Source organism: Parendozoicomonas sp. Alg238-R29, from assembly GCF_947331445.1.
Lineage (GTDB): Bacteria > Pseudomonadota > Gammaproteobacteria > Pseudomonadales > Endozoicomonadaceae > Sansalvadorimonas.
On record NZ_CAMZOG010000003.1, the window covers coordinates 61,101 to 75,708 of the forward strand.

Annotated in this window: 12 protein-coding genes; 2 read left to right on the forward strand and 10 right to left on the reverse strand. The window is 47.4% G+C overall.

What is annotated here, in order from left to right; genetic code table 11:
- Window positions 1–3: 3 nt before the first annotated feature.
- Both QMA35_RS01375 and QMA35_RS01380 read right to left on the reverse strand, forming a co-directional pair.
- Window positions 4–585: a hypothetical protein gene (locus QMA35_RS01375; protein ID WP_281645332.1), complete on the reverse strand. Its 582-nt coding sequence runs from the start codon at window positions 583–585 to the stop codon at window positions 4–6.
- Window positions 582–1,379 (reverse strand): SURF1 family protein, encoded by a 798-nt coding sequence (locus QMA35_RS01380; protein ID WP_281645333.1) that lies wholly within the window; start codon window positions 1,377–1,379, stop codon window positions 582–584. The genes QMA35_RS01375 and QMA35_RS01380 overlap by 4 nt, the downstream gene beginning before the upstream one ends.
- A gap of 98 nt (window positions 1,380–1,477) precedes the next feature.
- Here QMA35_RS01380 and QMA35_RS01385 point away from each other — a divergent pair, with 98 nt between their 5' ends.
- The gene (locus QMA35_RS01385; protein WP_281645334.1) at window positions 1,478–1,687 is read left to right on the forward strand and encodes a DUF2909 domain-containing protein; all 210 of its coding nucleotides are present in this window, start codon (window positions 1,478–1,480) and stop codon (window positions 1,685–1,687) included.
- A gap of 48 nt (window positions 1,688–1,735) precedes the next feature.
- Here QMA35_RS01385 and QMA35_RS01390 read toward each other — a convergent pair whose 3' ends face one another.
- From QMA35_RS01390 to coxB, 4 genes are all read right to left on the reverse strand, one after another.
- Complete coding sequence (locus QMA35_RS01390; RefSeq protein WP_281645335.1) at window positions 1,736–2,647, reverse strand: cytochrome c oxidase subunit 3; 912 nt, start codon at window positions 2,645–2,647, stop codon at window positions 1,736–1,738.
- A 61-nt stretch (window positions 2,648–2,708) separates the two neighbouring features.
- Complete coding sequence (locus QMA35_RS01395) at window positions 2,709–3,260, reverse strand: cytochrome c oxidase assembly protein (RefSeq protein WP_281645336.1); 552 nt, start codon at window positions 3,258–3,260, stop codon at window positions 2,709–2,711.
- Between the two features lie 16 nt (window positions 3,261–3,276).
- Window positions 3,277–4,836: a cytochrome c oxidase subunit I gene (gene ctaD, locus QMA35_RS01400; protein ID WP_281645337.1), complete on the reverse strand. Its 1,560-nt coding sequence runs from the start codon at window positions 4,834–4,836 to the stop codon at window positions 3,277–3,279.
- A complete protein-coding gene (coxB, locus tag QMA35_RS01405) occupies window positions 4,833–5,981 on the reverse strand; it encodes a cytochrome c oxidase subunit II (RefSeq protein WP_281645338.1) in 1,149 nt (382 codons plus the stop codon). Before coxB ends, ctaD begins: the two co-directional genes overlap by 4 nt.
- Window positions 5,982–6,869: 888 nt before the next feature.
- Here coxB and QMA35_RS01410 point away from each other — a divergent pair.
- On the forward strand, window positions 6,870–8,294 hold the full coding sequence (locus QMA35_RS01410; RefSeq protein WP_281645339.1) for an FAD-binding oxidoreductase: 1,425 nt from the start codon (window positions 6,870–6,872) through the stop codon (window positions 8,292–8,294).
- Here the strand turns inward: QMA35_RS01410 and QMA35_RS01415 are convergent.
- The 4 genes from QMA35_RS01415 to prlC all read right to left on the reverse strand — a co-directional run bounded on the left by QMA35_RS01415 (window position 8,269) and on the right by prlC (window position 14,455).
- Entirely contained in the window at window positions 8,269–10,020 is a 1,752-nt protein-coding gene (locus tag QMA35_RS01415; RefSeq protein WP_281645340.1) for a hypothetical protein, read from the reverse strand. The two genes, QMA35_RS01410 and QMA35_RS01415, sit on opposite strands and share 26 nt — an antisense overlap.
- Before the next feature lie 264 nt (window positions 10,021–10,284).
- On the reverse strand, window positions 10,285–12,030 hold the full coding sequence (locus tag QMA35_RS01420) for a hypothetical protein (protein ID WP_281645341.1): 1,746 nt from the start codon (window positions 12,028–12,030) through the stop codon (window positions 10,285–10,287).
- Between the two features lie 90 nt (window positions 12,031–12,120).
- Window positions 12,121–12,357: a YheV family putative zinc ribbon protein gene (locus QMA35_RS01425; protein WP_281645342.1), complete on the reverse strand. Its 237-nt coding sequence runs from the start codon at window positions 12,355–12,357 to the stop codon at window positions 12,121–12,123.
- 64 nt (window positions 12,358–12,421) lie between these two features.
- Window positions 12,422–14,455 carry an oligopeptidase A gene (prlC, locus tag QMA35_RS01430; RefSeq protein ID WP_281645343.1) on the reverse strand — a complete coding sequence of 678 codons (2,034 nt, stop codon included), beginning with the start codon at window positions 14,453–14,455 and terminating at the stop codon, window positions 12,422–12,424.
- Between the last annotated feature and the right edge of the window lie 153 nt (window positions 14,456–14,608).

Here is a 14,608-nt window from a genome sequence, read left to right on the forward strand (position 1 = left end):
TCCTTACCCTATACGACTGGCTTTCAGCAGTTTTTCCAAATCCTTCAGGATTTGTTTGCCCGAATGTTCTTTTCCGTACCAGAGCATCACATTACCAAGTGGGTCTGCGAGAAAAACTCTTACAGATTCATCGGAGCCGTAGGGGAGTAGAGGCATCCTCCCTGTTAGAACATTGAGTTCCTGATGTTCTGCTTCCAGAAGTTGATTCAGTGCTCCTTGTGGCAATTCTTCGGAAATAAAGAAACGTGAAACACGTGTGGAGTTACGATTCAGAGCAATATGGGACTGCCGGGTGAGATAAAGAAAATCCCGACACGCCTGCCCACACTCTCCCTCAGAAACAACAATAATGCCCCACTTGCCGTCCAGCATGTCTGTGTTAAGACCGCTGGTCTGAAACTCTGCCAGGGAAAGGGGTGTGGAAAGCAGATTCCCTTTATGACTTCTCCCATCTGGTAAAAACTCACCGGCAAAGTACATCCATGCAGCCAGCGCTAATCCGCCAAATGGAATGAGCAGAATGAATATCAACTCCAGCTTGCTGGATGACTTTGCCTCTGCCTGTATCCCTGCTTCTACCATCAAGGTAACTCCTGCTTTACAGCTTGTTTATTATTGCTTTTATCTTTTCTGAGAGCCCAAAAACCCAGCACTACCAAAACCAGAGCCATGGCAAACCACTGCATGGCATAACCAAAATGTCGCGATGCGGGCATATTGGTTAAGAAAAAATTCTTTTCCAGGCTGCCCGGTTGATCATTATCCTGCACCAGCAACCATGACTCCGCTGTTACACCAAGAACTTCCTGCATACGCTCCTGATCAATTGCCTGAATCACTTTAGGCCAATCTTCACTCCAGACATCTTCTGCAAGCAGAAAGGCTTCTCCAGCTGGTTGCCAGCTTTGGCCAGCGATAAGCACCTTGCCATCAACTGCTGGAATATCTGGTAGACGACTACGATCAGGGATTCCGACAATCCAGCCACGATCAACTATGACTGTTTCACCGGAGACTGTTTCACCGGAGACTGTTTCACCGGAGACTGTTTCACCGGAGACTGTTTCACCGGAGTCCACAAAAAAGGGAGTGAGCACATGAAACCCGACCCGCCCTTTAAATGTACGGTTATCCAGAAGAAAGCTGCGAGAGTTATCGAATCGTCCTGCCAGAGTCAGCTGAAAGTACAGAGGGTCATAAAGCCCTTTCAGGTCAGAGACAGAATAAGTACCACCCCTGCGCTCCTGATACTGATTTTCCATAGCGAGTTTGGAGTCGTACCTTTCCAACTGCCAGAAACCCAACCCCACAAGAACGGGGAGTAGGGCGACTACCAGTAACACTATTCGAATTCTGTACATCTCGCGGATTCGATACATCTACTTCATCCGTTTCTGGATTTATTATTTTTATCTGCCAGCTTTCCTGTGTTTATACGACGCAGTAAGCTGGTAATTAAAAACAAGCGGAGAGCACCATGTGGATCAAAGTCGCCATTGTTATCCTTCTCATTACTATGATCGCCAGCCTTGTGAATGCCTTTATCGGGCTGATGAAGGATAGAAGTGGCTCTCCCCGTCTTGTCTGGTCACTCACGTCCCGCGTACTGATGGCGGGATTAATTCTTGCGCTGATTCTTTACGGCAAGCTCAGCGGCCAGCTTGATATCTCTGCACCTTGGTTATGATGCCCGGCTTTGTTGGGTGAGACGCAAAGCGTCGTAACCCAACACGCGCTACAAGATATACACAAACAAAAACAGCCCAATCCAAACCACATCCACAAAGTGCCAATACCAGGCCGCAGCTTCAAAACCAAAATGATTCTTCGCAGTGAAATGCCCTTTGGAAATCCGGATAAACATGATCAGCAACATCACGGCTCCAAGGGTTACGTGTGCCCCATGAAAACCAGTCAGCATAAAGAAGGTTGAACCATAGATACCGGAATTCAGCGTCAAGCCAAGGTCATTATAGGCGTGGTAATACTCATAACCCTGTACACCCAGGAATACAAAACCAAGAACAAGCGTGATGGCCAGCCAGTTCTTTGTACTGGAACGGTTATCAGCAACCAATGCGTGGTGAGCCTTGGTACAGGTCACACTGGAAGTCACCAGCAAGATGGTATTGATTAACGGCAGAGTCCAGGGATCAACAAGCTTCGCAGGTCCTTTAAATGTTTCTGGATCAGGGTTATTCATCAACGGCCATTCTGGAGTAAAGCCTGGCCATAAAAGCTGAGAAACACCTTTCTCTCCTTCACCTCCCAGCCACGGCACTGCGTAGAAACGCACAAAAAACAGTGCACCAAAAAATGCCGAGAAGAACATCACTTCGGAGAAAATGAACCACCCCATTCCCCAGCGAAAACTGCGATCCATCTGCGCACTGTACAAACCAGAGCGAGATTCACGAATCACATCACCAAACCACCCAAACAGCATATAAGCCATAACCAGCGCACCGGCAAAGAACACGTAGTGCCCGGTGGGGTCATCCACTTTAGCGCTCATACTGTTCATCATCATGCCGGCACCAACCAGCGTCAGAAACAGTCCTACAGTTGCAACAATGGGCCACTTACTTTGAGCAGGAACGTAGTAGGTGCCTTCGCCCTCATTTGCTCCCTGTGTTTCACTTGCCATTGTTCTCTCCTTAATAGCCTCTAGAGGTGCACTGTGTACACCAGCCTGAGATTTACGGGACTTACAGCCCGGCAGTCCTCTTCTTATTCATTTCTGTAATGTCGAACAGCGTGTAGGACAGGGTCAGCTTATTAATATGTTTGGGCAGATCCTGATCTACGATAATTTTCAGTGGCATCAACTTTTCCTCATGGGCCTCTAAAGGCTGGGAGGTAAAGCAGAAACATTCTGTTTTGTGCAGATAATCTGTAGCTTCAAAAGGTGAAACACTGGGAATAGCCTGCCCCACCATATTCTTTCCGGAAGGATTGCGGACATAGAATGTCAGCGAGCCTATCTCTCCGGGATGAATTTTCACCTGGTGGGTGCTGGGTTTGAAATCCCAGTGCATACCTTTGTTGTTTGTTGCCAGAAACTGCACAGTAATTGTTCGGGATGTATCCACAGCGGCGGGAACGGATTTGTAAGGATTCGGGTCTGTTTTTCCATTCAAACCCGTTACCTTACAGAGCACGTTATACAAAGGAACCATCACCACAAAGACAAAGGCGAACATACCAACAGCGGTTATGATGGCTTTAACAATCGTCTTCTGTGCCGGATTCAGCTGCATAATCCCATGCCTCCTTTTACTTCACATCTGGAGGCGTTGTGAATGTGTGGTAAGGAGCCGGAGAGGGCACCATCCACTCCAGACCATGAGCGCCTTCCCAGGGTTTAGCTTCTGCCTTTTCACCGCCTTTCACACACTTAATAACGATAAACAGGAACAGCAGCTGGGTTACACCGAACATAAACCCGCCAATACTGGAGAGCATGTTGAAGTCGGCAAACTGCATGTTGTAGTCAGGAATACGTCGCGGCATTCCCGCCAACCCAACAAAGTGCATGGGGAAGAAGGTCAGGTTCATGCCAATAAACGACATCCAGAAGTGAACCTTGGAAAGTGCCGTGTCATACATATGACCCGTCCACTTTGGCAGCCAGTAATAAACCCCTGCAAAGATTGCAAAGATTGCTCCAGGAACCAGTACGTAGTGGAAGTGGGCAACAACAAAGTAGGTATCGTGATACTGGAAATCCGCCGGCGCGATCGACAGCATCAGACCGGAGAAGCCACCAATGGTGAACAGCACCACAAACGCTATTGAGAACAGCATCGGTGTTTCAAAGGTGAGAGAGCCCCGGAACATGGTAGCGATCCAGTTAAACACTTTCACCCCTGTCGGCACGGCTATCAGCATGGTGGCGTACATAAAGAACACCTCGCCCACCAACGGGATACCCACGGTAAACATATGGTGTGCCCATACAATGAACGACAGAAAGGCAATACTGGCAACGGCGTAAACCATTGAGGTATAGCCAAACAGTTGCTTCCGAGCAAAAGCGGGAATAATCGCAGACACGATCCCGAATGCTGGCAGGATCATGATGTATACCTCGGGATGCCCGAAGAACCAGAACACATGCTGGAACAGAACCGGGTCACCACCGCCGCCCGCGTTAAAGAACGAGGTGCCGAAGTGAATATCCATCAGCATCATGGTCACCGCACCAGCCAGTACGGGCATAACGGCAATCAACAAATAAGCCGTGATCAACCATGTCCATACAAACAGCGGCATCTTCATCAATGTCATACCCGGAGCCCGAAGGTTCAGGATTGTGGCAATAACGTTGATCGCCCCCATGATCGACGATACACCCATCATGTGAACGGCGAAGATAAAGTAGGTCGTTGATGGCGGAGCGTAGTCCGTAGAAAGAGGGGCATAGAAGGTCCAACCAAAGTTTGGACCACCACCTTCCATAAACAGAGTGCTGGCCATAAGCGCAAAGGCAAACGGGAGAATCCAGAAACTCCAGTTATTCATACGTGGCAGTGCCATATCCGGCGCTCCGATCATCATCGGAATCATCCAGTTCGCCAAACCAACAAAGGCTGGCATAACCGCACCAAACACCATGACCAGACCGTGCATGGTGGTCATCTGGTTAAAGAAATTCGGCTCCACAAGTTGAAGGCCGGGCTGGAACAGTTCTGCCCGAATCACCATTGCCATGGAACCACCAAACAAAAACATGGCAAAACTGAACCACAGATACATTGAGCCAATGTCTTTATGGTTTGTAGTCAGTACCCAGCGCATTAAGCCTTTGGCAGGCCCGTGATGATGGTCGCTCATTTGACGCCCCCTTCAGGAACCTTACCTTCCTGGCCTTTGTACTTACCGGTTTTCTTGAAATCGAGAATATCTTTCGGGGTCACCATTTCACCGGTGTTGTTACCCCAGGCATTCCGCTCGTAAGTAATGACAGCTGCCATATCAACTTCACTTAACTGTTCCTTGAATGCCTGCATTGCTGTGCCTTTCACCCCATAAAGAAGTACATAAATATGGTCAGCAATCATGTCTTTGTTAACTGCGACAGGTGCTCCTTTAAGAGCCGGGAACATGGGTGGAATACCCTGGCCATTCGCTTGGTGACAAGCCACGCAAACCTTGTCATAAACCTGTTCACCTTTGACCATGAGTTCTTCCATAGTCCAATCTTTCTGGGTCAATTCGCGAATCCTGGCTGCCTCTTCACGTTTTGCCTGCAGCCAGTCTTCGTACTCAGCCTGTGGTCGTGCATCAACCACAATGGGCATAAAACCGTGATCCTTTCCGCAGAGCTCCGCACACTGCCCACGATAAATTCCGGGTTCATTAATTTTCGCCCAGGATTCATTGATAAAGCCGGGAATCGCATCTTTCTTTACTGCCAGCTCCGGCACCCACCAGGAGTGAATAACATCCGCACCGGTGACAAGGAAACGAATCTTCTTGTCGATGGGAACTACCAGTGGCTCATCCACCTCAAGAAGGTAGTTGGTATTTTTCGGGCGAAGGTTGTTTACCTCATCACGTGACGTGGCGAGGTTACTGAAGAAGCTGACTTCTTCTCCAAGATACTCGTATTGCCACTTCCACTGATAACCGGTGACCTTGATATCTATATCCGCGTCATCTGCGTTATAAACTTCGATCAGGGTTTTGGTGGCAGGAATTGCCATAACAACCAAAATAGCAAAAGGAATACTGGTCCAGAGAATCTCTACCAGTGTACTTTCGTGAAACTCAGCCGCTTTCGCTCCCCGCGATTTGCGGTGAAAGATGACTGACCAGAACATCACGCCAAACACCAGAACACCAATAGCAACGGTGACCCAGAAGATCGTCATGTGCAGATCATAAATTGAATGACTGAGATCCGTGACCCCTTTCGGCATGTTGAACGCCCACTCAGCCCAAAGGGCAGGGGAGGCCATCAGGCCGATCAGAAGCATGACAAGTCTTCTTGCTTGCAGCCTCATTCACTTCCATCCTCTGACGGTAGCTCTATCGCAACATTATTTAAGGGGATTACAGCTACCCACAGGCGTACGGCATACGTTGGACAGTGCTTATTATTGTTTTTCCCCGGCACCGACAAAAAAGTAGCCAACACCGAGCTGTTTCGCATTGTTTATGATGAAAACTCAGACGAGAAAAACGAGAAAACTGCAGAGGACTCTGCAAAGAAGGACAGGCTAACACGACACCCGACTATTACCGGTACCGTTTAAGACCTAACATCAAACAGACAACATCCGCCAGACAGCGGAAACAGTTTATAAGCCCAGTTTTCTTTTCCTGAGAGGTGGAAAAGGTTTTATATTGCCTGTACCAAATACTTCACAGGGGCTTCCTGCTTCTCGAAATCTGGTTACAACATATGCCACTGAGTTTCTAACTGCTCCTTCATTAAACAACATGAGCCAACAAAAGCAAACACATTATTTTGTGATTTTTTTTATAAAAACACTCTGTATAAAGCCTTTAAGGCTGCAATGAGACTGCCTGACTGTACCTCTCCATAACTACAGCAACGGAATAAGCATCCGAACCACTCGATAAACAAGCAGAGCGTATTAGTACCAAAAATCAGAATGCCAATTCCTGGCAGACTGGGCTTATAAACTAGCCTCCCCATACTGAACTTTTTAGACAGCGTCTGCGCGGTAACTGCATCTGGCATCCAGCCCGAATCTCACAAAACAGCTCTACGAATTTACAGCATGCTTACAAACAAATGACAGGGTAGACAGCTCCACAGACTATATTTGAACCATCTACTGGCACGCACACTCCGACAACTAATGGCAGAAAAAACCAATGTATTAACGGAGGCTTCCATGTTCCGGTGCCCGATATCAGCTCGTTTCCATGCTCTCATTTTGCTCTTTCTGATATGTTTCTCCCTTTCCTGCAGGGCTGAGAATTGCACTCCTTTACAAATAAAGTCCCCGGACCACCCCCGTGAACTGGAAATGATCATTGATGAAGCCCGGAGAAAAAAAGTCAGAATCAGCCTTCTGGGGGGTGGTTACAGTCAGGGCAATCAGACCTGCGCTAACAATGTTATCCAAATCAATATCCGTGAAATGAACCAGCTGATAAGCCTGGATATTGAGAAAAACCTGATCACCGTACAAAGCGGCATGACCTGGAAACGCCTGCAGGAACATCTGACACCTTTTGGTCTGGGTGTTGCGGCCATGCAATCCTACAGTGACTTTTCTATTGGAGGATCATTAGGAGTTAACGCTCACGGTCAGGATTTACACTGGAATCCCGTTTCCAGCACCGTTGAATCAGTGAAAGTTCTGCTGACTGATGGCCGCCACCTTCATGCCAGCCGCACTGAAAACCACGATTTGTTCAGGGCAGTTATTGGTACTTACGGGCTTGTCGGAATTATTACAGAGATTACTCTCAGGGTTGTTCCTAATCATACACTGTTAAAACGTCCTGAACTGGTAAAAACCCAGGACTACGAAAAGCTGTTCTTTAATGAGTACAAAAACAACAAAAGGCTTGCGCTGCATTCTGCCCGGCTCTCCATTAATCCACTGTTTCTTTTCCGAAACGTTATTGTTGTGAATTACTACGACACGGGTGAACTCGCGCCGCCACCATTGGAGTTATTACCACCAAACCTTCCACCAGCCGAGAAAATAAACCTTATGAAAACCAGCTGGCTGGCCCGGTTTGCCCGCACAACAATGGAATTCTTTCTTTACGAAAAAAGCGCCCGAATGTCCCGGAATCAGGCAATGGGTGAATCGGTTGTGTCCTTAAAAAACACCGTTCCCGGAACCAGAGATATTCTGCAAGAATATTTCGTTCCGCCAGAACAGCTGCAACCCTTCCTGAACGCATTAAGAAACTGGTCGAAAAAACACCAAGACTTCGAGTTAGTTAATGCCACTTTGCGCTGGGTAAATGCAGATAAGGACTCTTTATTGCCTTACGCGCCAGAGGATCGGTTTGCCATCGTGTTGTTTATGAACCTTCCAGATACATCGGAAGCAGAGAAAGCCATGACCAAGGCCACCCGCGAACTGATTGATCTCACACTTTCCATGGGGGGACGTTACTATCTCCCCTATGCCCTGTATGCCAGTAGAGATCAACTTAATCGCGCCTACCCGGAGTTTGAACAACTGCTGAAGGCCAAACAACTGTGGGACACAGGAGACCTGCTAACCAGTAAGCTTTATCAGGCTTATGCCCCACAGAGAAAAGCGCATATCAGGAATCCGAAGGCTGCACTGTAGGAGTAACTCTGCCTTTATCCCTGCGTGGACGCTTACTGGAACCCCGATCAGCTAAGGGTGAGAACTTCACCTCCTCTAACTCCAAGCTCTGTTCACGAAATAACTCACTATCAGCGTGACGCCTGTAGATTTTCCTGCCCCCGGTGAATTTCTTAATAGCAAGATTCAAGTATGTCAGCCTGTCATCATCTGAGTCTGGAAAGAAAACGGATGTCGCGTCCTTAAAATGCTTTCTTACATGAACAGCATCTGCAGTGCTGCCAACCACAACAACGGTCGAACCGCCTGGTTCAAGCTCACCAGTCAGGCCTCTTAACCAGGCTTCAGTGCTGTCAGTATGTCTTGTCCTGCGCTTTTGGGTGAGATCGATAATAGTGAGCGGTTTACCGAGTACCGCAGGTGTCATTATTACAACATGAGAAACAGCAAACTGTGCGGCGTCGCGTATCCACTTGACCTTATAAGCGTTTATTTCTGAATAGGGAAAATGCTGGCCAGACAAAACAGGGGTAAGAGTTTTACCAAGCGGATGAACTGGCACCCACACATTCCCGGCAACATCACTGCCTTGATGCCCCCAGGGTTCAATAATTATCCCCTGATGAGTCTCTGTTGTTGTTTTAACCGGCCCCAGTTGCAGTTGAAAAGTATCAGTATCCATAAGAACATCATCAGCCCCTTTCACATAAGAGGTATCCTTTTTTGCAAGAGAGAATGTCTTTTTCAGAAGTTCTGGCACTCCAAAATCACCTTCATCCTCTTCCTCGCTGGTTTCACCCTTAAAAGCCGTTAGCTTTTCAACGAGTTCGTCCCATTTCTTTTGCATACTTTCCTGCTCTCTGGTTTTTTTTTCTTCAACACCAAGCTTTGTAATACTCTCAAGCAATTGAGATTTGTCTGCTACAGCCTTCTTTGTCATAACCAGCGCACCAGGTAACTGGGAACGAAAATAGGGCTTGGCAGGATCGGCAGCCAGAATCACAACATCATTGACCTGCAATGATGAAAAATTATTTTCGTATTCTTTCAGTTCCGCTCCACTACCATCTTCACCAATAGCATTAGCATCCAGAAGCGTAACGCTATTGACCTTGTTATGGTCCAGCACAACTACATGGAACATTCTGAGAAACAGCCCTTCCATCGGGTTGTTATTGGCAACTATTACCCTAAACATCCAGCTGTTCGATTTATTTAATGCCGCGGTGCTGAACGTGCCATTAAGGGTTGTTTTTTCGCCTTCAGTAAAACTGATTGTTGGTGCCAGTTCACCTTGTGGAAGTGACTCCATAACATATTCCCTCTTGTCCTTATCCCAAGAGTGCACTGTAATTCTCGCACCGCTGCTCCCCCACGGAATCGAGAACTTACACTTTTCATCTTCGGGAGACAGCAAAATGACTGGAGGGGTGTCAACAAGATCTGAGAAGTTGACAGCTTCGATAGAGGCATCAATTTCATCTGCTCCTGCTCCTGCTCCTGCTACATCGCTACAGTCTTCCAATAAATCACGGGGCCTCTTCAAAGGCAGATGCTGAACACTATCAGCATCTGCCCCAACAATTGCCAGATCAGTCTGCCCAGAAGACCGTTCGTCTTTCATCTCATATTTCGCAGCTGAAGAAGATAAAGGTGACAGGGGCTTTTCTTCCGAGCCATACGCCCCTGTAGGACCGAGAGAAAATAAAGCCAGCAGGCAGCCAAAAGGAAATTTGAGACAATGCATAACGACCTCCTTAGACCTGCTCAGGAGTTTAGTTGTCGTTATCTATCGCACCAGTTTCTAACGAAAAAGGGATTAGTGAAGGATTTTAATAGGAGAAACATCGTCGTCTTCTGGTGCTCTATGCCCTGTATGCCAGCAGGGACCAGCTTAATCGCGCCTACCCGGAGTTTGAAAAACTACTGGAGGCTAAACGACTGTGGGACACTGGAGACCTGCTAACCAGTAAGCTGTATCAGGCTTATGTCCCACAGAGAAAAGCGTATATCAGGAGTCCGCAGGCTGAACGATAGGATAAACCTTCCCCTCGTTTCGCGGTTTGTCTATATCCACTCTCACTGGAGGAATGAATGTCGTTTCCTCCAAGCCCAGACCTTCTTCGCGGAACAACTCACTATCATCATGGCGCCTGTAAATATGCTTGCTCCCAGTGAATTTCTTAATATCAATATTCAAATGTGTAAGCCTCGCATCATCCGTGTCTAAAAAGAAAACAAGTGGAACATTTTTAAAGTATTCTCTTGCATGATCTGCATCTGAGGTGCTGCCTACTGCAATAACTGTCGAGTTGCTCACTTCCAATTCTGCCGACAGAGCTCTTAGCCATTCTTCAGAACTACTGGCGTGTTTTACCCCGCGCCTCGTAAGATCAATAACTGTAAGCGGTTGACTGAGCACAGCAGGCGTCATTACTACAACGTGAGAAATAGCAAACTGTTCCGCATCATGTACCCACAGGATCTTATAAGCATCTTTTTTTGAAGGGAGACGGTGCTGACGATACATAACAGGAGCAAGCGTTCCGGCTAATGGATAGACCTTCACCCAAACACGCAAAGCTGCGTCACCACCTTCATGCCCCCAAGGTTCAATGATTATCCCTTGGGGCGTCTCTTGGGTTGTATTAACTGGCCCCAGTTGCAGTTGGTAGTCATCAGTATCCACAAGCACATCATCTGCCCCTTCCACATAAGGGGTGTTCCTTCTTGTAAAAGAGAAGTCTTTTTTCAGATCCGCTCCCCCCCAAAAATCAACTTCCTCTACTCCTTTTTTGGCTTTGTCTTCAGCGTTTACCTCCTGTTGAAAAACAGTTAACTTATCAACCAGCTCATCCCATCTTTGTTGTTCTTCGACATTTTTTTCCTCAGGTCTTGGCTTTGTAACACGTTTAAGCAGTTCAGATTTTTCTGTCACAGCCCTTTTGGTCATAACCAGTGCACCAAACAACTGGGAATCAAAATGAGGCTTGGTAGGATCAGCAGCTAGAATCACAACATCGTTAACCTGTAATGATGCATACGTATTTTTGTATTTGTTTATTTCTTCTCCACGACCATTTTTTCCAAGACCATCTTCTCCAATAGCATTACCATCCAAAAGCTTAACGCCATTGACCTTTTTGGGGTCCATCACAATCGCACGGAAGTCAACGACAAATCCATCTTGCGGGTTGCTATGGGTAACCATGACTCGAAACATCCAGCTGTCAGATTTATTCAGAGCTGAGGTGTTGAACTGACCATTAAGGATCTTTTTTCCGCCGTCAAAAGAGAAAGTGATTTCTGGTGCGAGTTCATTATCAGGAAGGAGCTCCTTAACATATTCCTCTTCATCATCATCCCAACGCTGCACAGAAATTTTCGTATCGTTGTCTTCGTACCACGGAATAGAGAAGTTGCACTTTTCGTCTTCGGGAGAAAGTAAAACGACAGGAAGGGAATGTGTAAATTCTGAGAAAATAACAGTCTGAGTTTTATCGGCTTCGGTCACCCTTTCAGGGTCTTCCAATGAAGAATGCGGCCTCTTCAAAGATTTGCGCGGAACCTCACCATCTTTCGGCCCAACAACTGTCAAACCTGCCCCTGGAGAATTTTCGTTACTAAATTGCATGTTGTATTGTGCAGCTGAAGAAGATAAAGGTGGCAGGGGCTTTTCTTCCGAGCCATACGCCCCTGTAGGACCGAGAGAAAATAAAACCAGCAGGCAGCCAAAAGGAAATTTGAGACAATGCATAACGACCTCCTTAGACCTGCTCAGGAGTTTAGTTGTCGTTATCTATCGCACCAGTTTATAACGGAAAAGGGGCTTCTAACAGAAAAGGGATTAGTGAAGGATTTTAATAGGGGAAACATCGTCGTCTGCTGGTGCTGCTGCGTCGTGCATATCAACCTGATTGACACGAGTTTCAAGCTCGCCCTGCGGTTCCAGATCTTTCTGGTTATCAGTAAAACCACACTCAACGCACTCACGAATAGTGACGCCCTGATCTTCAAACATAACCAGACGATCCATAGCCGCACACTTTGGGCAGACAGCTCCGGCAATAAAGCGCTTTTTCATAATTGTTCTCACTGCAAGCTGATCGGGCTGAAAAACCAAACCCGACCAGCATTTGGGCTAACTATCAGCCAGTAATACCTTTGTGGCGCAGCATAGCATCCAGCTCAGGCTTGCGGCCACGGAAAGCCTTGAACATATCAGCAGGTTCTCTGGAGCCACCACATTCAAGAATTTCATTGAGGAAGGATTCTCCAGTTTCCCGGTTAAAGATGCCGTCTTCCTCAAATTTGGAAAATGCATCAGCAGAAAGAACTTCTGCCCATAGGTAGCTGTAATAACCGGCCGCATAACCACCAGCAAAGATATGGGAGAAGCTGTTCTGGAACCGGTTAAACGCTGGCGGAATCAACACAGACACCTGACTGCGCACATCATTCAGAGTCTTTTGAATATCCATTCCATTTTTCCAGCCGTGGTGGAGGCGGAAATCAAACAGCGCAAACTCCAGCTGACGAACAATCATCATTGCGGACTGGAAGTTTTTAGCTGCCAGCATCTTTTCCAGCATTTCATCTGGCAAAGGTTCACCAGTTTCATGGTGACTGGAAATCAAAGCCAGAGCTTCTTTCTCCCAACACCAGTTCTCCATAAACTGGCTTGGCAACTCCACTGCATCCCATGGCACACCGCTGATACCGGAAACCGCAGCGTAATCAACCCTGGTCAGCATGTGATGTAACCCATGACCAAACTCGTGGAACAGTGTGACAACTTCATCATGGGTTAACAGCGCAGGGTTATCGCCAACCGGTGGAGTAAAGTTACAGGTCAGGAAGGCAACTGGAGTTTGAACATTATCTCCGGTCTTGCGACGGTTATGGCAATCTGCCATCCAGGCTCCGCCGCGCTTATGCTCACGGGCGTACAGATCAAGATAGAAGCGGCCTATAACATTGCCATTTCGCTCAATATCAAAGAACTGAACATCGTTGTGCCAGGTATCAATGTCTTCACAGGGTTTGAAAGTGATGCCATACAGACGACCAACCACTTCAAACATTCCATTGATCACCTTGTTGGCCGGGAACCAGGGGCGCAGCTCTTCCTGACTGATGGAGTAACGCTGCTGACGCAGCTTTTCACCGTAGAAATTAATATCCCAGGCTGACAGTTCCTCAACGCCAAACTCGCCTTCGGCAAAGGCTTTCAGTTCCGCCAACTCTCGTTCAGCCTGAGGCTTACTGCGAGCAGCAAGGTCTTCCAGAAACTCCAGAACTTCAGCGGGGCTGGAAGCCATTTTGGTGGCAAGGGAATAATCAGCGTAGGTTTCAAAATCCAGCAGGGCAGAAAGCTCTTTACGGGCAGCCATGATCTCTTTCATAGCTTCGCTGTTATCAAACTCACCAGCATTGGGACCTTGCTCAGAAGCTCGGGTTACATAGGCTGTGTACATTTCTTCCCGCAGATCACGGTTTTCACAGTAAGTCATGACCGGGAAGTAACAAGGGAAATCCAGGTTCAGCATCCAACCTTGTTCATGGCCTTTGCTTTCAGCCAGTTGTTTTGCACCAGCCAAAGCACTTTCAGGCAAACCTTTCAGTTTTGTTTCATCGGTAACCAGTTTGCTCCAGGCCATGGTGGCATCCAGAACACGATCAGAGAAACCGCTGGTCAATTCAGAAAGCTTGATGCTCAGCTCAACATAACGTTTCTTTTTCTCTTCTGGCAGATCAACACCTGCCAAATGAAAATCACGCAGAGCGTTATCAATAACTTTACGCTGGGCTTCATCCAGAGTTTTGTATTCTTCGCCGTCAGCAATCTGTTTGTAGGCATCAAACAGATCTTTATTCTGGCCAACCCAGGTTCCAAACTCAGAAAGCTTTGGCAAGCAGCCATTGTAGGCATCCCGCAGTGCATCACTGTTTACTACTGCATTCATGTGGGAAACAGGAGACCAGGCATGACTCAAGCGTTCATCGAGAGCATCCATTGGCTCTTGAAGGTTGGCCCAAGTGTAAGCTTTGCCTTCAGATAAAAGAGCCTCGATACCTTCACGAGACTCTTTCAATAGTTCATCTATAGCAGGGCCGACATGTTCGGCAGACACCTTGGAGAACGGTGGCAGTTGGTTCTGGTCCAGCAGAGGATTGCTCATTCGATGCCCTTCCTGTTATTACCATGTTAACCATGGCTGTTCGGCCACAATCTGTCGATCTATTATCGACTTCAATGGTGGCAACTACAGGGTATTTCAAGGCCTTTCAACTCTGCTGGAAACCCTGGTTCACATGACTACGCCCCGTCACCT

What these genes read in the sequence shown, in the direction of transcription:
- QMA35_RS01380 (WP_281645333.1), bottom strand. Translation starts at nt 1,379, where the DNA reads ATGTATCGAATCCGCGAGATGTACAGAATTCGAATAGTGTTACTGGTA.
- QMA35_RS01385 (WP_281645334.1), top strand. Translation starts at nt 1,478, where the DNA reads ATGTGGATCAAAGTCGCCATTGTTATCCTTCTCATTACTATGATCGCC.
- QMA35_RS01390 (WP_281645335.1), bottom strand. Translation starts at nt 2,647, where the DNA reads ATGGCAAGTGAAACACAGGGAGCAAATGAGGGCGAAGGCACCTACTAC.
- QMA35_RS01395 (WP_281645336.1), bottom strand. Translation starts at nt 3,260, where the DNA reads ATGCAGCTGAATCCGGCACAGAAGACGATTGTTAAAGCCATCATAACC.
- ctaD (WP_281645337.1), bottom strand. Translation starts at nt 4,836, where the DNA reads ATGAGCGACCATCATCACGGGCCTGCCAAAGGCTTAATGCGCTGGGTA.
- coxB (WP_281645338.1), bottom strand. Translation starts at nt 5,981, where the DNA reads ATGCTTCTGATCGGCCTGATGGCCTCCCCTGCCCTTTGGGCTGAGTGG.
- QMA35_RS01410 (WP_281645339.1), top strand. Translation starts at nt 6,870, where the DNA reads ATGTTCCGGTGCCCGATATCAGCTCGTTTCCATGCTCTCATTTTGCTC.
- QMA35_RS01415 (WP_281645340.1), bottom strand. Translation starts at nt 10,020, where the DNA reads ATGCATTGTCTCAAATTTCCTTTTGGCTGCCTGCTGGCTTTATTTTCT.
- QMA35_RS01420 (WP_281645341.1), bottom strand. Translation starts at nt 12,030, where the DNA reads ATGCATTGTCTCAAATTTCCTTTTGGCTGCCTGCTGGTTTTATTTTCT.
- QMA35_RS01425 (WP_281645342.1), bottom strand. Translation starts at nt 12,357, where the DNA reads ATGAAAAAGCGCTTTATTGCCGGAGCTGTCTGCCCAAAGTGTGCGGCT.
- prlC (WP_281645343.1), bottom strand. Translation starts at nt 14,455, where the DNA reads ATGAGCAATCCTCTGCTGGACCAGAACCAACTGCCACCGTTCTCCAAG.